The organism is Halomonas sp. 3H (genome assembly GCF_024206005.1).
GTDB classification, from domain to species: domain Bacteria; phylum Pseudomonadota; class Gammaproteobacteria; order Pseudomonadales; family Halomonadaceae; genus Halomonas; species Halomonas campaniensis.
This window is the reverse complement of the sequence record NZ_CP100360.1, coordinates 2,943,695-2,963,753: the sequence shown is the minus strand read 5'-3', so window position 1 is coordinate 2,963,753 and position 20,059 is coordinate 2,943,695. Positions and strand designations below refer to the sequence as shown.

The following is a 20,059-nucleotide window of genomic DNA, read 5'->3' as shown; positions in this document are numbered from 1 at the left end:
ACGGCGTCTGGACGCAACCACAGGGTAGCCACACCGATGAGCATGCTTGAACGGGACCTTCAGGATGTGAATCTCGATTCGCTCGAGGACAAGGACGAGGACACCATCGAGGAGCTGGATGACGAGGCCGAGGGGGAGGAGGCCACCCCCAACGACGATGAGGCCTTCGAGAAGGCCCTGAGTCGCGAGGATCGGCACAACCATCACAGCCTCGATGCCACCCAGATCTACCTCAACGAGATCGGCTTCTCGCCGCTGCTGACGCCGGAGGAGGAGGTCTTCTACGGCCGCCTGGCACGCAAGGGCGACCCCGCCGGTCGCTCGCGGATGATCGAGTCCAACCTGCGCCTGGTGGTCAAGATCGCCCGGCGCTACCTCAACCGCGGCCTCTCGCTGCTCGACCTCATCGAGGAGGGCAACCTGGGCCTGATCCGCGCCGTGGAGAAGTTCGACCCCGAGCGCGGTTTCCGCTTCTCCACCTACGCCACCTGGTGGATCCGCCAGACCATCGAGCGGGCGCTGATGAACCAGACGCGCACCATCCGTCTGCCGATCCACGTGGTCAAGGAACTCAACATCTACCTTCGGGCCGCCCGGGAGCTGACCCAGAAGCTCGATCACGAGGCCACCGCCGAGGAGATCGCCGACTACCTGGACAAGCCCGTGGAGACCGTCAAGAAGATGATGGGGCTCAACGAGCGGGTCTCCTCGGTGGACTACCCGGTGGGCGGCGACAGCGACAAGCCGCTCATCGAGACCCTGGCCGACGACAACGACCTGGGCCCCGAGTCCTCGCTGGTCGACGGCGACGTCAAGCAGCACGTCGATGAGTGGCTCTCCGAGCTCACCGAGAAGCAGATGGAGGTGGTGGTGCGCCGCTTCGGGCTGCGCGGCCACGAGGCGGCAACCCTCGAACAGGTGGGCGAGGAGATCGGCCTGACCCGTGAACGGGTTCGCCAGATCCAGGTCGAGGCGCTCAAGAAACTCCGCCGGGTGCTCGACAAGCAGGGGCTCTCCCTGGACGCCATCTTCGAGTAAGCCGCAGGCCCTTGCCGATTTCCTGCACGCTGCCCGAGCAGCATGGCGGGAAATCGGCCCTCAAGAAGGAACTCACGTCACATGGCCCGCTCAACTTCACCTCGACGGGGCCGCGGCCTGGTCCTGCTGGCTGGCCTCGCCCTTGCCGGCTCGGCCCAGGCCGCCGACCTCTGGACCGTCGCCCGCGACGCTCTGGACAACGATGCCAGCCTCGCCTCGGCCCGATCGGGCTTCTCGGCGGTCGAGGCGGGCCGCGACATCCAGCGCGGCACGCTGCTGCCCCAGCTTTCTGCCTCCGGCAACCTGACCCACAGCCGCACCTACGAGACCCAGACCGGTAGCCTGGTCCGGCCGGAAGAGCAGGGCGGCGATGACGACGTCAACCGCCTGGGCCTCAGCCTGGAGGCGAGCCAGGCCCTCTTCGACGCCACCCGCTCGGCCCAGCTGGCGCGGGCCGAGCGTCAGATCGACCGTGAGGCGCTCTCTCTCGCGGTAACCGAGCAGCAGCTGCTGCTGGAGGTGGCCGAGGCCTATTTCGAGATCCTGCGCGCCCACGACATCCTCTCGGCCCGGCGCTCCCAGGAGACCGCCATCGAGCGCCAGCTGGAGCAGGCCCGCGAGCGCTTCGAGGTGGGCCTGATCGCCATCACCGAGGTGCACGAGGCCCAGGCCTCCTACGACCTGGCCCGGGCCCAGCGCATCGCCGCCGAGAGCGCCATGCAGGTGAGCTTCGAGGCCCTCGAGCGCCTCACCGGACAGCGCTACCAGAGCATCGACGGCCTGGCCGAGGAGATCCCCATCGTGCCGCCGGAGCCCGTCGGCCGTGCCGACTGGGTGGCGCTGGCCATGGACAACAGCCCCATGCTGCAGATGGCCGAGGCGGGCATCGAGGTGGCGCGCAGCGAGCTCGAGGTTTCCCGGGCCGGCCAGCTGCCCCGGGTCGAGGCGTTCGCCAGCTATGACGTCTCGGACGACGACCGCAGCGGGGTCTCCGGCTACAATTCCGGCAGCCAGCTCGGCCTGCGCGCCAGCATGCCGCTCTATACCGGCGGCAGCACCCAGGCGCAGATACGCCAGAGCGGCTTCGCCCTGGAGGTCTCCCAGTACGACTTCGAGGCCCAGCGCCGCGACACCGTTCAGCAGGTTCGCTCGCTCTTCACCCGGGTCAGCAATGACGTGGAGACCGTGGAGGCCCGCGCCCAGGCCATCGTCTCCAACCAGAGTGCCCTGGAGGCGACCCGCTCCGGCTACGAGGTGGGCACCCGCAACATCGTCGATGTGCTCAATGCCGAGCGCAACCTGTTCAACGCCATCGCCGACCACGCCGAGGCGCGCTACGACTACGTGCTGGGGCTGCTGCGCCTGCAGCAGCAGGCGGGGCTGCTCGATGCCGCCTCGATCCAGGCGGTCAATGCCTGGCTGCAGGCCGACAGTGCCGTCTCCCTGGAACTGCCGGCCCCCGGCAACGACGACCCGGTGATGAACATCGGCGAGCGTCCGCAGGCACCATCCTGATGATCGGCTGATCGAGACCGTTTCGTCAGGTGATTTCCTTGCAAGCCACCAGTTATTTGGTGGCTTTTTCCATGAATTGCGCTCCTCGCCCGTAGATAATGCTCGTTTCTCTCCCGCCTTTCAGGATTCCGCCATGGCCCGGCCGCTGATCGCCGATATCGACCTCGATGCCCTGCGTCACAACTACCGTCTCGCTCGCTCGCTGGCTCCCGAAAGCCAGGCCGTCGCCGTGCTCAAGGCCGATGCCTACGGCCATGGCCTCGTCGCCTGTGCCCGCGCCCTGACGGGCCTCGCCCCGGCCTTCGCGGTGGCCTGCCTCGAGGAGGCCGTTGCCCTGCGCGAGGCCGGCATCACCGCTCCCGTGGTGCTGCTCGAGGGCATCTTCGAGGCCAGTGAGCTCGAGCGGGTCGAGGCGCTGGGCCTGTGGATGGCGGTGCACAGCGACTGGCAGCTGGAGGCGCTGCTGGCCTATCGGCCGGCGCGGCCGATCCCGGTGTGGCTCAAGGTGGACTCCGGCATGCACCGCCTGGGCTTTGCCCCCGAACGGGCCGAGGCGGCCTGGCAGCGCCTGGCGGCGGCGCCGGACCATGCCTGCGACCTGCACCTGATGAGCCACTTCGCCACCGCCGACCTGGTGGAACGCCACTACCTCGAGCGCCAGATGGAGCGGCTGGCGAGCCTGGCCGAGCGCCTCGGCGCGCCGCTCTGCCTGGCCAACTCACCGGCCACCCTGGCCTGTCCGGAGGCCCACGGGGCCTGGAACCGCCCCGGGGTGATGCTCTACGGCAGCGACCCGCTGGAGGCCGCCAACGCGGCGAGCCGCCGCCTCCTGCCGGTGATGACGCTGCGCTCGGCGATCATCGCCGTGCGCGACCTGCCCGCCGGTGAGCCGGTGGGCTACGGCGGCCGCTGGACCACGCCGCGCCCCTCGCGGATCGGGGTGGTGGCGGCGGGCTATGGAGACGGCTACGACCGCCACGCCGTGGACGGCACCCCGGTGCTGGTGGCGGGGCGGCGCACCGCCATCGCCGGCAAGGTCTCCATGGACATGCTCACCGTGGATCTCACCGACATCCCCGAGGCCGATATCAGCAGCGAGGTGGTGCTGTGGGGCCGGGCGGCCAACGGCGAGGTGCTCTCGGTGGACGAGGTGGCCCGCCACTGCGACACCATCAGCTACACGCTGCTCACCGGGGTGCTGCCCAGGGTGCCGAGACGCTATCATGGGCACTCTTGAAAGCCCGACAGGAACCGCGCATGTCCAGGGACGATGCCCCCCGGCCCACCTTCGCCCATCCCCGCTACTGGCCCGTCTGGCTGGCCATCGGTGCCATGTACGTGGCGGCCTGGCTGCCCTGGCGGTTGAAACTCTGGATCGGCAAGGGGATCGGCCTGGCCGCCTGGCGTCTTGCGAGGCGCCGGCGCCATATCACCGAGACCAACCTGCGGCTCTGCTTTCCGGAACTGGATGACGCTGCCCATGCGCGTCTGGTACGAGAGACCTTTATCGCCAACGGCATCGGCATCATGGAGACCGCCACCGGCTGGTGCCGCGACCCCGAACACCTGCGCCACCGGGTCACCTTCAAGGGCCAGGAGCACATGGCGAAGGTGCTGGCGGAGGGCAGGGGGGCACTGATCATCGGCGTGCACTTCTCCACCCTGGACCTGGGCGGGGCGCTGCATTCCCTGTTCTTCCGCACGGATGCCGTCTATCGGCCCCACGACAACCCCCTCTTCGAGCGCTTCATGACCCGGGCGCGCAAGCAGCGGTTCAACCGCACCATCGACCGCCACGACCTGCGCGGGGTGGTGCGCCGGATCCGAGAGGGCCATGCCGTCTGGTACTCGCCGGACCAGGACTTCGGCCGCGATGCCAGCGTCTTCGCCCCCTTCTTCGGTATCCCGGCCGCCACGGTCAAGATGACCGCCCGCATCGCCCGCATGACCGGGGCGCCGGTCATGCCGCTGATCTTCCACCGCAACCCGGACGATCACACCTATACCCTGGAGTACCTGCCACCGCTTTCGGACTTCCCCAGCGGCGACGAGGTGGCCGACGCCGCGCGCGTCAACGCCTTCATCGAGGAGGCGATCCGCAAGCATCCCGAGCAGTACCTGTGGCTGCATCGCCGCTTCAAGACCCGGCCTGAGGGGGAGCCGGGGTTCTACTGACCCCTGGCGGCTTACAGGGCGATACCAAGCGTAACTTGCCATTCGGCAGGTGGGTGACAAGGCTTAGGGGAGCGCGGGGCGAAGGCTGACCCCGCTCGGTAACGGAAACGTCTACCGGATCCACCGGAAAAAGGAGGTTCCCCATGCTTGGTAACGCCCTGCTGTTCCTGATCATCGCGATCATCGCCGGGGTACTCGGTTTCACGGGCATCGCCGGTGTCGCCACCTCGATTGCCCAGATCCTCTTCGTGCTGTTCCTGATCCTGTTCGTGGTATCGCTGATCTTCGGCCGACGATAGTCCGGAGGGGCACTCAAGGGGAGTGCCGGCCAGCGCCGGGCAGGGTCGCGGGCAGGGTCGCGGGCAGGGTGAGTCGATGCTCGCCCCTGTCCAGCCTCTGGTTCACGAACTCACGATCCAGCTCATGCCCGGCGGCTCGGGCCAGTACGGCTATCACGCGGTTGGCATGGGCCTGCAGCAGGTCGACATCCCGGTCCGTCGCGTAGAGAGAGAGTGACTTCAGGGCCTTGAGCAGGCTGAGGCCGATGGAGATATCGTCCCGGCCGTAGTGCAGTATGGGGGCGAAGACCCGGTACAGCAGGCTGTCGAAGCCTTCGACGGGCCAGGTGACACGAAGCGTATTCCGGCTATCCACCCAGGCACTGTCTGGCAGGCAATCGAGCCGCTGCCTCAGCAGGTCGGTCAGCTGGTTGATGCACAGTCGCGCGGTGCCGGGATCGTTGATGCCGGGTGACAGCGCCTTGACGGCCACTTCCATGAGCTGCGTCATGCCGTGCACGTGGATGTCCTCCACCGATTCCCCGTCGCCGTAGACAAGCTGCCCGCGCAGCGACGCCTCCCATTCATCGTCAGGAGCGTCCTGGCTCTGGACGTAGAACAGCGGGAAGTTCGAGAGCGTGAAGTCGCCCGGCGAGAAGTTCAGGTGGATGCACCCGTCGAGCGCTTCCGCCAGTTCGGCAAGGCCGTTGATATCGACTCGCTGGATGAAGCCGGTCCTTCGCGAACGCACCACGAAGGCCCCATCGGCAAGGGTCGCTGGCCTCTCCAGTCGGCGATAATGGTCACTTTCCTGCTTGTCCTCCAGGTGCCGCAGGGAGGCGTTCGTGGCCTGGTGAAGCCCCGTGACCACCGAGTTGATCTGTACGGTCTGAGACGCCTTGTGAATGAAATAGACGAACAGCCCCAGGCAGTGGATGACCATTCCCGCGCCCAGATAGGTCCACAAGGAACGACCCAAGTCCGGCTCGTCGCCTATCGGTACCACCAGCAGCATCAGGATATACAGAATGGTGCCGAGGTAGTTGCCCAGTACCCACTGGTGATGGCGCTCGGTGACCAGGCCGAAGACCAGCTTGTGAGAGAAGTTGCCGCCGGCCTGGGAAAGCACCGACATCACCATCGAGAAGCTGAAGACCACCAGCGATATCATCCCGGCGATCAAAGTCGAGAGCAGGGTGCGCGGTGTGTCGCTGTCCTCGAAGCCCAGATAGTCGAGGTAGGCCGGAAGCGTGAAGCCCTCCTCCCAGGGCAGGACTGCCAGCAACCCGAGCAGGAAGTAACCCAGCGCCAGCATGCTGGGAAGATAGGCGATGCTCTGGCGGAAGGCCTTGGTCACTTGCAGGGGGTAGCGAAGCAGGCCGATCATCATGATGTGGGATACGCATGAGGTGAAGAGCTTGCTTGCACAGTGAGCCAGGACGTGCCGACTGGCAAGAAAAAAGGCCCCTCCATCGAGGGGCCTTCGTGCATGAGGGGCGGGCGTCGACTCAGGCGTCGATGCGCTTGTACTTCATGCGGTGCGGGGTGTCGTCGCCCACGCGCTTCCTGTGGTCCGCCTCGTACTCGGCGTAGTTGCCCTCGAAGAACTCCACGTGGGAGTCGCCCTCGAAGGCCAGGATGTGCGTGGCGATGCGGTCGAGGAACCAGCGGTCGTGGGAGATCACCAGGGCGCAGCCGGGGAAGGCCAGCAGCGCCTCCTCCAGCGCCCGCAGGGTCTCGATGTCCAGGTCGTTGGAGGGCTCGTCGAGCAGCAGCACGTTGGCGCCCTGCTTCAGGGTCTGGGCCAGCTGCAGGCGGCCGCGCTCCCCGCCGGAGAGTTCGCTCAAGCGCTTCTGCTGGTCGTTGCCCTTGAAGTTGAAGCGGCCCACGTAGGCCCGCGAGGAGACCTCGTAGCCGTTGATATTGAGCATGTCCTGGCCGTCGGAGACCGCCTCCCACACCGTCTGCTTGTCGTCCAGGCCGTCGCGCAGCTGCTCGACGTAGGCAACGTCGACGGTGTCGCCGATCACGACCTCGCCGCGGTCGGGCTGCTCCTGGCCTGTGATCAGCTTGAACAGCGTCGACTTGCCCGCGCCGTTGCCGCCGACGATGCCGACGATGGCGCCCTTGGGCACGGTGAAGGTCAGGTCCTCGTAGAGCAGCTTGTCATCGAACGCCTTGGCCACGCCGTGGAACTCGATGACCTTGTCACCCAGCCGCGGGCCGGGCGGAATGTAGATCTCGTTGGTCTCGTTGCGCTTCTGGAAGTCGCCGGACTGCATCTCCTCGAAGCGGTTGAGGCGCGCCTTGCTCTTGGCCTGGCGGCCCTTGGCGTTGGAGCGCACCCACTCCAGCTCCTGCTTGATGGCCTTGTTCTTCGAGGCTTCCTGCTTGGCCTCCCGGGCCAGGCGCTGCTCCTTGGCCTCGAGCCAGCCGGAGTAGTTGCCCTCGAAGGGGATGCCCTGGCCGCGATCCAGCTCGAGGATCCAGCCCGCCACGTTGTCGAGGAAGTAGCGGTCGTGGGTGATTGCCACCACGGTGCCGCTGTAGTCGTGCAGGAAGCGCTCCAGCCAGGCCACGGACTCGGCGTCCAGGTGGTTGGTGGGCTCGTCGAGCAGCAGCATGTCGGGGCTGGAGAGCAGCAGGCGGCAGAGCGCCACGCGGCGTCGCTCGCCGCCGGAGAGATGGCCGACGCGGGCCTCCCAGGGCGGCAGGCGCAGGGCCTCGGCGGCCACCTCGAGCTTGCGCTCGAGGTTGTGGGCGTCGGCGGCCTCGATGATGTTCTCCAGGCGCGCCTGCTCGGCGGCCAGGGCGTCGAAGTCGGCGTCCGGCTCGGCGTAGGCGGCGTAGACGCCGTCGAGCTTCTCCTGGGCCTCCTTGATCGCGCCCAGCGCCTCCTCGACGGTCTCGCGGACGTTCTTGTCGTCATCGAGCTCCGGCTCCTGGGGCAGGTAGCCGACGTTGATGCCCGGCATCGGCCGCGCCTCGCCCTCGTACTCGGTGTCGACGCCGGCCATGATGCGCAGCAGGGTCGACTTGCCGGCGCCATTGAGGCCCAGCACGCCGATCTTGGCGCCAGGGAAGAAGGAGAGCGAGATGTCCTTGAGGATGTGCTTCTTGGGGGGCACGACCTTGCCCACCCGGTTCATCGTGTAGACGTATTGCGCCATGGAGTTCCACTTGGTTGGAGAATTTGGCTGACCCAAGATGATAGAGCCCGAGACCCGGGAAGGCCAGCCATGGGCCTGCCCGGGTCTCGGGTCTAACCTGCCTGGCGCTCGGCGCTCGGCGCTCGGCGCTCGGCGCTCGGCGCTCGGCGCTCGGCGCTCGGCGCTCGGCGCTATTCTTCCTCGTCGATGGCCCAGTCGTCTTCGATGGCCCGCCGCAGGCGGCGCTCCTCGAGCAGGGCTTCCACGCGACGGCGGGCGCGCAGGGTGTCGGCGCGACTGGCGGGGCGCGAGCGACCGTAGTCGTCGTCGTTCACCGCTTCGGAGAAATCCTGCTCGTCATCGAGCCCCGGATCGAGAAGGTGTTCACGGCCCATGCGACGTCCTCCCATGGCCTGGTGTCGACGCCCCGCGTCGACGCATCACACGATCGCTTCTCGTCCGCTCTCTTCGATCTCTGGGTGCGGAACCCGAAGCGCCAGCAGGCAACGGGCGTTGCCTGAGCGCTATATATATCCCCGAGGAGGGCAGGGCAACCCCCTGGGCGACTTTTTTTTCGGCGGGGCCGGGGGCAGGAGGAAAAGGGGATCAGGTGAGGCCGTGCTCGGCCTTGAGGCGCTCGAGTTCCATCTGGGCCTCCACCCGCTCGGTCACGTCCTTCTGCACCCCGATGTAGTAGGTCAGGTTGTCGTCCTCGTCATGGACGGGGGTGATGGAGAGCTCGTTCCAGAACAGGGTGCCGTCCTTGCGGTAGTTGCGTAGCACCGTGCGGCAGGGACGTCCTTCGGCCAGGGCCTTGCGGATGGCCACGAGGCCCTCCTGGTCGCGATCCTCGTTCTGCAGGAAGCGGCAGTCCTGGTAGAGGATTTCGTCGGCGCTGTAGCCGGTCAGGCGCTCGAAGCCCTTGTTCACGTAGATCAGGATGTTCTCGTCGCCCTCCTGCTCGGCGACCACGATGCCATCCTCGGAGGCATCGACAATGCGTTCCAGCAGTTCCGGGCTGATCAGGGGAGATCGTTTCATTCTGGACGTTCCATTCTGGGCGTTCCTGTCGCGAATCCTGTCCTGGCCGCCCGGGTAGGGCGACGGCGGCGGGCACTTCACAGCTGGTTACATCATGGCCAGACGGGCACGGGATTTCAACGCGGTGGGCCTATTCGACCTCCGGCAGGCGGCTGGCGCTGGCCGATGCGGCCAGCGCCATCAGCGCCAGCACCACCAGCAGGGCGGGGGTGCCGAGCCACTGGGCCAGGGCGCCCACCGCCCCGCCCACCAGCAGCATCAGCACCCCGGTCACGGTGTTGGAGAGCGCCACGTAGAGCGCGCGCCTGTCGCTGCCGGCCATGTCGACCACGTAGGTCTTGCGGCCCAGACGCACTCCGGCATGGACGATCACCAGCAGGGCATAGACCAGCGCATAGGGCCACACGGTCTGGCTCCAGGCGCCCGGCAGCCAGACGAAGGCGGCGCCCAGCAGGCAGCAGGCGGCGGCGCCTGCCCCGGCGTCGCGCATCACCCGCCGGCTGGAGGCGTCGGCGCGCTTGCCCCAGACCGGGCTTGCCACCATGCCGGCGATGCCGGAGACCACGATCAGCACGCCGAGGCCGCCGAGCTGCGTGCCGCTCTGCTGCTGGCCGAGCAGCGCCACGTAGGGCAGCGCCAGGGCGCTGGCCAGCAGCAGGGCACGGGAGACATTGAAGTGCAGGAAGGCACGGTCCTCGCGCAGCAGTCGCAGGCCCAGTCGGATGCTGTCCCAGGCGTTCTCGCCCCCCTCCACGGCGCCCGGGGTCTCCGTGATGCGCGCCGCGCACAGGGCGTTGAGCGCCCAGCCTAGCGCGGCCACCCCCAGCAGCACCGCCAGGGCCAACTCGCCGGGGCGCTCCTCGAAGAGCATCAGCACGGCGCCGGCCAGCAGGGTCACGGCCCCGGCCCCGCTGCCGCTCCAGCCCATCAGGGTGCCGCGTCGCTGCTTGCTGATGGTCTTGCCCAGCACGTCCTTGGTGGCGATGGAGGAGAGCCCCCGGGCCAGCGACAGCGCCACCAGCACCGCCAGCACCAGGCCGCCGCCGACGCCGCCTGTGCCGAGCAGCGCCAGCAGCGCGAGCAGGGCGGCGGCGGCCGCCTGGAGCAGCCCGCCCACCACCCAGACCCACTTGCGCTCGGGCCTGAGGCGAATGAAGCCGGCCACGAACAGCTGGGGCAGCAGGGCGCCGGCCTCGCGGATCGGCACCAGCAGGCCCACCATCCACAGCGGCGCGCCGATCACCCCCATCAGCCAGGGCAGCACCAGTCGCGCGCTGGAGAGCTCATCGGCCAGCTTGTTGCCCAGCGAGGCCACCAGGTGGAGGAAGAAGTTGCGCGGCTGCTCGTCACAGGCCTTGTCCGGAATGTCCCTGCACATCCGGCTGTCCTCGTCGCCGGTCAGCCATTCGTAGAGGCGGGACTGGCTGATCTCGGGTGCGGCCATGGGGGCTCCTCGCTGGTAGGATATTCGGCTCACATTGTCGCGACAGGGAGGGCGACGTGTCACCCATTCGAATCCACGGCCGCCGCCGTAGCTCGAGGGCATCCCCATGACCCGCGACGGCCAGGCGATGCTCTACGGGCTGGGGGCGGTGGCGCTGTGGTCCACCGTGGCCACCGCCTTCAAGGTGGCGCTGACCTACATGTCGCCGCTGGCGCTGATGTGGCTCGCCTCGCTGGTCTCCTGGGCGCTGATCGGCGTGCTGGTGGTGCGCCAGGGGCTGGCGGGCCAGGCGCTTCGCCGCGGCTGGCGCACCGCCGCCTGGGCGGGGCTGATGAATCCGGTGGCCTACTATCTCGTGCTGTTCGGCGCCTACGACCGCCTGCCCGGCCAGGAGGCCATGGCCCTCAACTACACCTGGGCGCTGGCCATGGCCTTCCTGGCGGTGCCGCTGCTCGGCCAGCGGCTGACCCGCATCGACGTGCTGGCGGGGCTGATCGCCTACGGTGGCGTCTGGGTGATCGCCACCCGCGGGGCGGTGCTCGACGTGGCCTTCGCCGACCCGCTGGGGGTGGCCATGGCGCTGGCCTCGACGCTGATCTGGGCGCTCTACTGGCTGCTCAATGCCCGGGACCCCCGCCCGCCGCTGGTCGCACAATGGCAGAATTTCAGCGTCGGGCTGCCGGTGCTGACGCTGCTGCTGCTGGCCGGGCCGGGGCTCGCCTGGCACGGCTGGGCGGGGCTCGGGGCCGGGGTCTACGTGGGGCTCTTCGAGATGGGCATCGCCTTCGTGCTCTGGCAACTCGCCGTGCACCGGGTGTCGCGCACGGCGAAGGTCTCCAACCTGATCTTCCTCTCGCCGCCGGTATCGCTGCTGCTGCTCTACCTGGTGGTGGGGGAGCCGATCCTCGCCTCCACGCTGATCGGCCTGGTCCTGATCCTCGGCGGCCTGGGGCTCCAGCAGTGGCAGAAGACACCGGCGCCTGCCCCTTAGCCCTGAGCCTGCGTCAGTTCCGAGTCGCGGTCATGGGCGATCGGTCTTCGCCGCCAGGGCGCCATTCGCCTTCAGGAGCGGCGAGAGTTCGGGCCAGACGTTGTCGAGGATGAGCGGCTGGGCCTCGGCGGTGGGGTGGATGCCGTCGCCCTGCATCAGCGTCCCGTCCAGTGCCACCCCCTCCAGCAGGAAGGGCACCAGCGGCAGGTCGAAGTCGTCGGCCAGGCGGTGGTAGACCCCGGTGAAGGCGTCACGATAGGCCTGCCCGTAGTTGGGCGGGATGTCGATGCCGAGCAGCAGCACCTCGGCGCCGGCGTCGAGGCTCGCCTCGACCATGCGGGTCATGTTGGCCTCGAACTGCCCCGGCGGCAGGCCGCGCAGGCCGTCGTTGCCGCCCAGCTCGAGCAGAACAATGTCGGGGGCATGCTGTCCGAGAAGCTCGGGAAGTCGGCTGGCACCGCCGGCACTGGTCTCGCCGCTGATGCTGGCGTTGACCACCCGCGCCTTTCCGTCGAGGCGCGCTTCCAGCAGACTGACCCAGCCCTCGTCGGCCTCGATGCCGTAGGCCGCGCTCAGGCTGTCGCCCATCACCAGCAGGGTGGGGCGGGCCTCGGCCAGCGCCGCGCCGGCGGCCAGCGTCAGGGTGATCGTCACGGGCAGGGCCAGCAGCCAGGCGGTCAATCGACGATACGCACAACCAGGGAATCCCTTCATCATGAACGATACCTCTCGCATGGACATGGCACCGATTCTACACGCCGAGCACCTGGCCAAGCAGGTGAGGAGCGGCGACCGGCAGCTCACCATTCTGAGTGACCTGGCCCTCTCGGTGTTCCCCGGCGAGACGGTGGCGATCCTCGGCCAGAGCGGCGCGGGCAAGTCGACCCTGCTGGGGCTGCTGGCCGGGCTCGACCTGCCCACCGGCGGCGAGCTCTCGATGTTCGGGCAGTCCCTCGCCGCGCTGGACGAGGATGGCCGGGCCCGGCTGCGGGCCGGCCGGGTGGGATTCGTGTTCCAGAACTTCCAGCTGCTGCCCACCCTGACTGCGCTGGAGAACGTGATGCTGCCGCTGGAGCTCTCGCCCCGGGCCGGGACCGAGGCGCGTGCCCGCGAGTGGCTCACCCGGGTGGGTCTGGGCGAGCGCCTGGACCACCTGCCCAAGCAGCTCTCCGGCGGCGAACAGCAGCGGGTCGCCCTGGCCCGGGCCTTCGTCACCGGCGCCGAGCTGGTGTTTGCCGATGAGCCCACCGGCAACCTCGACCCCGACACCGGCGAGCGCATCATCGAGACCCTCTTCTCGCTCAACCGCGAGGCCGGCACCACCCTGGTGCTGGTCACCCACGACCACGCCCTGGCGCGGCGCTGCGACCGCTGCCTGCGCCTGGACCACGGCCGCCTCGAGACCCTCGAACTCGATAAGGTGAGCGCATGAGCCTGACCGCCCTGCGCCTGGCGCGCTTCTCCGCCCGCGGCCTGGCCCGGGACCTGCGCGCGGCCGACGTGCGCGCCCTGTTCGTGGCCCTGGCCCTGGCGGTGGCCGCCTCCACCATGATCGGCTTCTTCCTCGACCGCCTCGACCGCGGCCTGGAGCGCCAGGCCAGCCAGCTGCTGGGCGGCGACCTGGTGCTGGAGCAGGGCCGCCCCTTCAAGAGCGAGCTGCGCCTGACCCTGGAGGAGGCCGGACTGGTGCTCAGTGACCAGGTGGACATGGTCTCAATGGCCAGCCTCGGAGACGCCTTCCAGCCGGCCAGCGTCAAGGTGGTGGACCGGCGCTATCCGCTCTATGGCGGCGTTCACGTGGACCTGGGCGAGGGCACCGAGGTGGTGGCCCGGGGCCCCGCGCCCGGCGAGGCGTGGCTGGCGCCGCGCCTGGCGCTGCTGCTCGAGGCCGAGATCGGCGACCGGGTGCGTGTCGGCGAGACCGAGCTGACCGTGGCGGGACTGGTCGAGCGCGAGCCCGACCAGTCGGCCGGTTTCGGCAATTTCAACCCTCGGCTGATGATGCACATGGATGACCTGGCGGCTACCGAGCTGGTGCAGGACGGCTCCCGCGTGGAGTTCGAGCTGCTGGCCGCCGGGCCGCCGGACATCATCGACGACCTGGCGCCGCTGCTGGCCCAGCTGCGGCGCGACGGGGTCGAGGTGCGCGACGTGCACCGCGACCGCCCCCAGCTCGGCAATGCCCTGGAGCGCGCCGAGCGCTACCTGAGCCTGGCGGGGCTCGCCGCCGTGCTGCTGGCAGGCGTGGCGGTGGCCATGGCCACCCGCCGCTACGTGGATCGCCACCTGGACACCGCGGCGCTGATGCGCTGCTTCGGCGCCACCCAGCGGGAGCTGATCCGGGTGTTCAGCCTGCAGCTGCTGTGGCTGGCGCTGGCGGCCTCGGCGGTGGGCGCGGTGCTGGGGCTGGCCGGCCAGGCGGGGCTGCTGGCTCTGCTCACCGCCTTCCTCCCCATGGAGCTGCCGCCTCCCGGGGCGCTGCCGCTGTGGCTAGGCGTGCTCACCGCGCTGGCGGTGCTGGTGGGCTTCGCCGGGCCGACCCTGCTGCGGCTCAAGAAGGTCAGCGCGCTCAAGGTGCTGCGTCGCGAGCTCGACCCGCTGCCCGCCTCGGCCTGGCTGGTGGTGGCGATGGCCAGCGCCGTGTTCGGGGGGCTGCTGTGGCTCTATTCCGGCGACCTCGGACTCTCCGTGGGCCTGCTGCTGGGCGGGCTCGTCATGCTGGTGGTGCTGTGGGGGCTCGGTTCGCTGCTGCTCGGCGGGGTGCTGCGCCTGGCCGCCCGCCTGCCCCGTCGCGGCGGCCAGGATGACCTCGTCCAGGCGCTGCGCCTGGGCGGGGCCCAGCTGGCGCGGCGGCGCACCGCGAGCCTCGGCCAGCTGCTGGCCTTCTCGGTCACCTTCTTCGCCATGGCGATGATCGCCCTGGTGCGCGGTGACCTGCTGACCACGTGGGAGGCCCAGCTCCCCGAGGACACCCCCAACTATTTCGCCATCAATATCCAGCCCCACGAGCGCGAGGACTTCGAGGCGACCCTGGGCAGCGCCGCCGATGCCCGCAGTGCCCTCTACCCCATGGTGCGCGGGCGCATCACCGCCATCAATGACCTGCCGCCCCGGGAGGCGGTGCCGGCGGATGCCCGCGGCGACAACACCCTGCGCCGGGAGCTCAACCTCACCTGGCGGGAGACCCTGCCGGAGGGCAACCGCCTGGTGGCGGGTCAGTGGTTCGATGCCCTGGAGGGCGCCGAGCCCGGCGACTGGCTGGGCCAGGTCGCCGCCGAGCCCGCGGTGACCCGGGTGCCGATCTCCGTGGAGGATGGCCTGGCCGAGCGCTTCGGGCTCAGCCTCGGCGATACCCTGACCTTCACCATCGGCGGCCAGGAGATCGTCGGCGAGCTGGCCAGCCTGCGCAACCTGGACTGGGACAGCTTCCGGCCCAACTTCTTCGTGATCTTCCCGCCCGGGGTGCTGGAGCGCTTCGGTCACAGCTACATCACCGCCTTCCATCTGGACGCCGGGGAGACCACCACCCTGCGCGAGCTGGTGCGGGCCTTTCCCGGGGTAACGCTGCTCAACGTGGATGCCATCCTCGGGCAGGTGCGCGAGCTGCTGACCCAGGTGACCCGCGCGGTGGAGCTGGTGCTGGGCTTCGTGCTGCTGGCCGGCGTCAGCGTGCTCTACGCGGCGCTGACCGCCAGCCGCCCCGTGCGGGCCCACGAGAGCGGCCTGCTGCGGGTGTTCGGCGCCGGCAACCGCATGCTCTCCCGGGTGCAGGGGGCGGAGTTCGCGATCCTCGGCCTGGCCAGTGGCCTCATGGGGGCGCTGCTGGCGGAGCTGGCCACCGCGGCCATCTACCTGGCGTGGTTCGACCTGGCGCCGCGCCTGCACGGCTGGCTGTGGCTGGCGCTGCCGCTGGGCGGGGCGCTGCTGATCGGTGCCATCGGCCACCTGCTCTCCCGGGACCTGCGCCGCCAGGCGCCGGCGGCGAGCCTCGGCCTGCTGGGCGAGACCTGAGGAGATGGCATGAACAGCGACACCCTGCGCTACCGGCTGCTGGATGCCCAGCTCTCCCTGGCCCGGGAGAAGCGGCGCGCGGTGATCCTGCTGCTGACCGGCCATGCGGTGACCCACAAGGGGCAGGTGGTCAACCGCCTCAACCACTGGCTGGAGAACCGCCACACCGAGGTCCATGCCCTGGGGCCCAGCAGCGAGGAGCAGTCGCGCCCCTACTGGTGGCGCTACTGGCGGCGGGTGCCCGACCGCGGCCGCATCGGCATCTTCATCCATGGCTGGTATGGCGATGCGCTGTTCGCCCGGGCGGAGCGCCGCCTCTCTCCCGGCGCCTTTCAGGACCGCCTGGCGGAGATCCGCGCCTTCGAGGCGGAGCTGGCCGCCGAGGGTGTGGTGCTGCTCAAGCTGTGGACCGACATCGGCCGCCGCGAGCAGCGTCGCCACCTGGCCGAGCTGCAGCAGGACCCGGCCCGTGCCTGGCAGGTCGGCGTGAACGAGTGGCAGCGCCATGGCCAGCATGCCGTCATCGAGGCCATCGGGCGGAAGCTGCGCGATGATACCCAGGCTCCCCATGCTCCCTGGGAGCGGCTTCCGTTCCGCGAGCCGGGGGAGCAGCTCGCCCGGGCGGCCCGACTGCTGCTGGCGGCCATGGAGCATCCGCCCGAGCCGCCGGCGGCGACGCTTGCGACGCTGCCCGACGAGGCGCCCGGCGTCCCCTCGCTGGGTCGCGCCAGCGCCGCGGTGGAGGTGCGCCTGGACAAGGCCGATTACCGCGAGCGCCTGGCCCACGGGCAGGCCCGGCTGGCTGCCAACGCCCGGGAGATCGCCCGGCGGCGGATCCCGGCGGTGATCGCCTTCGAGGGCCATGACGCGGCGGGCAAGGGCGGCAGCATCCACCGGGTCACCGCGGCGCTGGATGCCCGCCAGTACCGGGTCCACCGCATCGGCGCGCCCAGCGACGAGGAGCTGGCGCTGCCCTGGGGCTGGCGCTTCTGGCGCCGCCTGCCCGCCGACGGGCGCATCGCCATCTTCGATCGCAGCTGGTATGGGCGAGTGCTGGTGGAGCGGGTCGAGGGGCTGGCCAGCGAGGCCCAGTGGCGGCGCGCCTATGGCGAGATCCACCACTTCGAGCAGCAGCTGCTGGCTCATGGCGGGGTGCTGATCAAGCTGTTCCTCGCCATTGACAAGGACGAGCAGCTCCGTCGCTTCGAGGCCCGCGCCGCCACGCCCCACAAGCGCCACAAGCTGACCGACGAGGACTGGCGCAACCGCGAGCGCTGGGACGACTACCAGCTCGCCATCGACGAGATGTTCGCCCGCACCCACCTTCCCGGCGCCGAGTGGTCGCTGATCGCCTGCGACGACAAGCGTCGCGCCCGGCTGGCGGTGCTGGAGCGGGTCAACGAGCGGCTGGAGGCGCGCCTCGCCTCGGCCGTCTGAGCTAGGCTGTCTCTGTTCCGGCCCTGTTTCCATCGATCACACAGGAGGTGATCCATGTCTCGCTCCAACCGCGCTTCGGCGCTCCTTGCCCTGCCCATGAGCCTCGCCCTGGTCGCGGCCCCGCCGGCCCTGGCCGACGAGGAGCGCCTCGAGTCCGACCTGCGCGCCCTGTTCGCCGGCCATGGGCACCTGGAGATCGGCGACGTCTCCGGTGCGCTCCTGCGCGAGCGGGTCACCGCCGAGGCGCTGCGCTTCGACAGCGACGAGGGGGAGCGGCTGCTGATCGACCGCTACCGCGTCAGCGGCGACTACGATCGCCCCGACGAGGTCCTGGTGGAGGGGGTCCGCCTGGAGGATGCCCTCACCGAGATGCTGCTGATCGGGATCGAGCGAATCGTGCTAGGCGCGCCCTCCCGGGCGGTGCTGCCCCTCGACGATGAGGAGGCGATGGCGTCGATGCGTCTCGGCAGCGTAGCGGTGGACGGACTGGTCGTCGAGCTGGCCTCCGAGATGGTCGCCGAGCTCTCGGGCGAGCCCATGGGCGAGGGCCGGCTCAGCGTCGCGCGGATCCGCGGCGAGGGGATCTCCCGGGAGGCCATCGACTGGCTGGAGATCACCGACGTGGCCGGCACCGGCCAGGACCTGGACGAGCTCGGCTCCGGCGCCTTCACCCTGGGCCGCCTGCGCCTCGAGGGGCTCAGCGGCCTGGACGAGGAGGATGCCGAGGAACTCTCCCTGCTCGAGCTGGACGACCTGGCGGTGGAGGCCGAACGCATGGTCGGCTCGCTGGCGCGGCTGCATATCGACGGCGACTTCGCGGACGGCGAGGGCGGTGTCCGGGTCGACGAGCTGCGCCTCGACCTGGCGCGGATGATCGAGCTGGCGCCGGAGGAGGAGCGCACCCGGCTGCGCATGGCCAACAACGTGCTCACCGACGGCAGCGGTGCGCTGCACCTGGACGCCGCCTTCCGCGGTGACTGGCAACCGGGCGAGGCCCATGGCGTTCTGCGCAGCGACAGCGAACTCACCCTCCACGACGCCCTGCGCCTGGTCCTCGACATCGAGCTGCCGCTGGTGCTGCCCGAGGACGCCGAGCCCGCCGAGCTGTTCGCCGACAGCGAACTGCTGGAGGCCGCCACCCTGCTGGGCGGCGAGGTGACGCTCATCCTCTCCGACCGCGGGCTGTTCGGCCGCCTGGCCACCCTGGGCGCGGCCCTGGAGGGCATCAGCGAGACCCAGTACCTGGAGCAGGCAAGGACCCAGGCCCAGGGCTTCGGCATGATGTTCGGCCCCCAGGTGCAGGCCTTCCTCATCGGCCTGGTCGAGCTGATGGAGGGCAGCGCCAGCGAGCTCGAACTGGCGATCAGCCTGCCGGCGGAGAGCAACCTGGAGACCTTCACCGGCGATCCCCTGGCGCTGCCCGACCGGCTCTCGCTGCGCGTGGAGACGCGCTGACCGGGAGCGAGAGGCGGACGTCATGAATCCCCTGCAGCTCGGGATGATGGCGTTTCATGTGAAAGCGCCCCGGGGCTGGGGTATCATGTCGCCCTCAGATTTCCCCCTTGATGCGAGGTCCCCCGCCCATGTTCAGCCGCGACATGACGATTGCCGGTTTCGATGACGTGCTGTTCGACGCGATGCAGAAGGAAGTCGCGCGCCAGGAAGCGCACATCGAGCTGATCGCCTCCGAGAACTACGCCAGTCCCCGGGTGATGGAAGCCCAGGGCAGCCAGCTCACCAACAAGTACGCGGAAGGCTATCCCGGCAAGCGCTACTACGGCGGCTGCGAATACGTCGACATCGTCGAGCAGCTGGCCATCGACTACGCCAAGGAGCTGTTCGGTGCCAGCTACGCCAACGTCCAGCCCCACTCGGGCTCCCAGGCCAACGGTGCCGTCTTCCAGGCGCTGGTCAAGCCGGGCGACACCATCCTGGGCATGAGCCTCGATGCCGGCGGCCACCTGACCCACGGTGCCAAGCCCAACTTCTCCGGCAAGCACTATCACGCCGTGCAGTACGGCCTGGGCGAGGGCGGCCTGATCGACTATGACGAGGTGGCGGCCCTGGCCCGCGAGCACAAGCCGAAGATGATCATCGCCGGCTTCTCCGCCTACTCCCAGGTCATCGACTGGGCGAAGTTCCGCGAGATCGCCGACGAGGTAGGCGCCTACCTGCTGGTGGACATGGCCCACGTGGCCGGCCTGGTGGCCGCCGGTGTCTACCCGACCCCGCTGCCCCACGCCCACGTGGTCACCACCACCACCCACAAGACCCTGCGCGGCCCCCGTGGCGGCCTGATCCTCTCCGCGGAGGGGGACGCCGACATCGAGAAGAAGCTGCAGTCCGCGGTCTTCCCGGGTGGCCAGGGCGGCCCGCTGGAGCACGTCATCGCCGCCAAGGCGATCTGCTTCAAGGAGGCCATGGACCCCGCGTTCAAGACCTACCAGCAGCAGGTGGTGAAGAACGCCCAGACCATGGCCGGCGTGTTCATCGAGCGCGGCTACGAGGTGGTCTCCGGCGGCACCGAGGACCACCTCTTCCTGCTCTCGCTGATCAAGCAGGGGCTGACCGGCAAGGACGCGGACGCCGCCCTGGGCCGCGCCCACATCACCGTCAACAAGAACGCCGTGCCGGGCGACCCCCAGAGCCCGTTCGTCACCTCCGGCCTGCGCATCGGCACCCCGGCCGTGACCACCCGCGGCTTCGGCGAGGGCGAGTGCAAGGACCTCGCCGGCTGGATCTGCGACATCCTCGACGTGATGGCGAAGGGCGAGGACTCCGCCGCCATCGAGGCCGCGGTGAAGGGCAAGGTCGAGGCCGTCTGCGCCAACTTCCCCGTCTACCGCTGAACCGGCCGGGCGGCGGGGTGATCGACCCCCGTCGCCTGGTGCCTCGCTGCCCGCGCCCCGCGCCTGACAACGGTGCGGGGCGCACTCGTCGAGGGGCACGGAAATCTGTCGCTTTGCCGTCCAGTCTGTTA

Annotated in this window: 17 protein-coding genes; 11 read left to right on the top strand and 6 right to left on the bottom strand. The window is 69.5% G+C overall.

Going from position 1 to position 20,059, the window contains the following annotated elements; translation table 11 throughout:
- Positions 1 to 36 precede the first annotated feature (36 nt).
- The 5 genes from rpoS to NFC98_RS13685 all read left to right on the top strand — a co-directional run bounded on the left by rpoS (position 37) and on the right by NFC98_RS13685 (position 5,027).
- Positions 37 to 1,038, top strand: a complete 1,002-nt coding sequence (rpoS, locus tag NFC98_RS13705) for an RNA polymerase sigma factor RpoS (RefSeq protein ID WP_254275480.1) — start codon at positions 37 to 39, stop codon at positions 1,036 to 1,038.
- A gap of 81 nt (positions 1,039 to 1,119) precedes the next feature.
- Positions 1,120 to 2,553 (top strand): TolC family outer membrane protein, encoded by a 1,434-nt coding sequence (locus NFC98_RS13700; protein WP_254275479.1) that lies wholly within the window; start codon positions 1,120 to 1,122, stop codon positions 2,551 to 2,553.
- A 133-nt stretch (positions 2,554 to 2,686) separates the two neighbouring features.
- The gene (gene alr, locus NFC98_RS13695; RefSeq protein ID WP_254275478.1) at positions 2,687 to 3,790 is read left to right on the top strand and encodes an alanine racemase; all 1,104 of its coding nucleotides are present in this window, start codon (positions 2,687 to 2,689) and stop codon (positions 3,788 to 3,790) included.
- Positions 3,791 to 3,810: 20 nt separating this feature from the next.
- Positions 3,811 to 4,728, top strand: a complete 918-nt coding sequence (gene lpxL / locus NFC98_RS13690; protein WP_254275477.1) for an LpxL/LpxP family Kdo(2)-lipid IV(A) lauroyl/palmitoleoyl acyltransferase — start codon at positions 3,811 to 3,813, stop codon at positions 4,726 to 4,728.
- A gap of 143 nt (positions 4,729 to 4,871) precedes the next feature.
- Entirely contained in the window at positions 4,872 to 5,027 is a 156-nt protein-coding gene (locus NFC98_RS13685; protein ID WP_183329618.1) for a DUF1328 domain-containing protein, read from the top strand.
- A 13-nt stretch (positions 5,028 to 5,040) separates the two neighbouring features.
- Here NFC98_RS13685 and NFC98_RS13680 read toward each other — a convergent pair whose 3' ends face one another.
- From NFC98_RS13680 to NFC98_RS13660, 5 genes are all read right to left on the bottom strand, one after another.
- Positions 5,041 to 6,396: a DUF2254 domain-containing protein gene (locus NFC98_RS13680; RefSeq protein WP_254275476.1), complete on the bottom strand. Its 1,356-nt coding sequence runs from the start codon at positions 6,394 to 6,396 to the stop codon at positions 5,041 to 5,043.
- Positions 6,397 to 6,514: 118 nt separating this feature from the next.
- Positions 6,515 to 8,176, bottom strand: a complete 1,662-nt coding sequence (ettA, locus tag NFC98_RS13675; protein ID WP_254275475.1) for an energy-dependent translational throttle protein EttA — start codon at positions 8,174 to 8,176, stop codon at positions 6,515 to 6,517.
- 170 nt (positions 8,177 to 8,346) lie between these two features.
- Positions 8,347 to 8,550 (bottom strand): PA3496 family putative envelope integrity protein, encoded by a 204-nt coding sequence (locus NFC98_RS13670; RefSeq protein WP_254275474.1) that lies wholly within the window; start codon positions 8,548 to 8,550, stop codon positions 8,347 to 8,349.
- 211 nt (positions 8,551 to 8,761) lie between these two features.
- A complete protein-coding gene (locus tag NFC98_RS13665; RefSeq protein ID WP_254275473.1) occupies positions 8,762 to 9,196 on the bottom strand; it encodes a PAS domain S-box protein in 435 nt (144 codons plus the stop codon).
- A 130-nt stretch (positions 9,197 to 9,326) separates the two neighbouring features.
- Positions 9,327 to 10,640, bottom strand: coding sequence for an MFS transporter (locus NFC98_RS13660; protein ID WP_254275472.1), 1,314 nt, complete (start codon positions 10,638 to 10,640; stop codon positions 9,327 to 9,329).
- Between the two features lie 106 nt (positions 10,641 to 10,746).
- On the opposite strand from NFC98_RS13660, the gene NFC98_RS13655 reads away from it, so the two are divergent.
- Positions 10,747 to 11,631, top strand: coding sequence for a DMT family transporter (locus tag NFC98_RS13655; protein WP_254275471.1), 885 nt, complete (start codon positions 10,747 to 10,749; stop codon positions 11,629 to 11,631).
- Positions 11,632 to 11,661: 30 nt separating this feature from the next.
- Here the strand turns inward: NFC98_RS13655 and NFC98_RS13650 are convergent, their stop codons facing one another.
- On the bottom strand, positions 11,662 to 12,345 hold the full coding sequence (locus NFC98_RS13650; RefSeq protein WP_254277849.1) for an arylesterase: 684 nt from the start codon (positions 12,343 to 12,345) through the stop codon (positions 11,662 to 11,664).
- 1 nt (position 12,346) lies between these two features.
- Here NFC98_RS13650 and NFC98_RS13645 point away from each other — a divergent pair, with 1 nt between their 5' ends.
- The 5 genes from NFC98_RS13645 (at position 12,347) to glyA (ending at position 19,928) form a co-directional block, all read left to right on the top strand.
- Positions 12,347 to 13,063: an ABC transporter ATP-binding protein gene (locus NFC98_RS13645; RefSeq protein WP_254275470.1), complete on the top strand. Its 717-nt coding sequence runs from the start codon at positions 12,347 to 12,349 to the stop codon at positions 13,061 to 13,063.
- Positions 13,060 to 15,642 carry an ABC transporter permease gene (locus NFC98_RS13640; RefSeq protein WP_254275469.1) on the top strand — a complete coding sequence of 861 codons (2,583 nt, stop codon included), beginning with the start codon at positions 13,060 to 13,062 and terminating at the stop codon, positions 15,640 to 15,642. Before NFC98_RS13645 ends, NFC98_RS13640 begins: the two co-directional genes overlap by 4 nt.
- A 9-nt stretch (positions 15,643 to 15,651) precedes the next feature.
- Positions 15,652 to 17,079, top strand: a complete 1,428-nt coding sequence (locus tag NFC98_RS13635; RefSeq protein ID WP_254275468.1) for a polyphosphate kinase — start codon at positions 15,652 to 15,654, stop codon at positions 17,077 to 17,079.
- A gap of 54 nt (positions 17,080 to 17,133) precedes the next feature.
- Entirely contained in the window at positions 17,134 to 18,534 is a 1,401-nt protein-coding gene (locus NFC98_RS13630) for a hypothetical protein (protein WP_254275467.1), read from the top strand.
- Between the two features lie 128 nt (positions 18,535 to 18,662).
- Positions 18,663 to 19,928, top strand: a complete 1,266-nt coding sequence (gene glyA / locus NFC98_RS13625; protein WP_254275466.1) for a serine hydroxymethyltransferase — start codon at positions 18,663 to 18,665, stop codon at positions 19,926 to 19,928.
- Positions 19,929 to 20,059 lie beyond the last annotated feature (131 nt).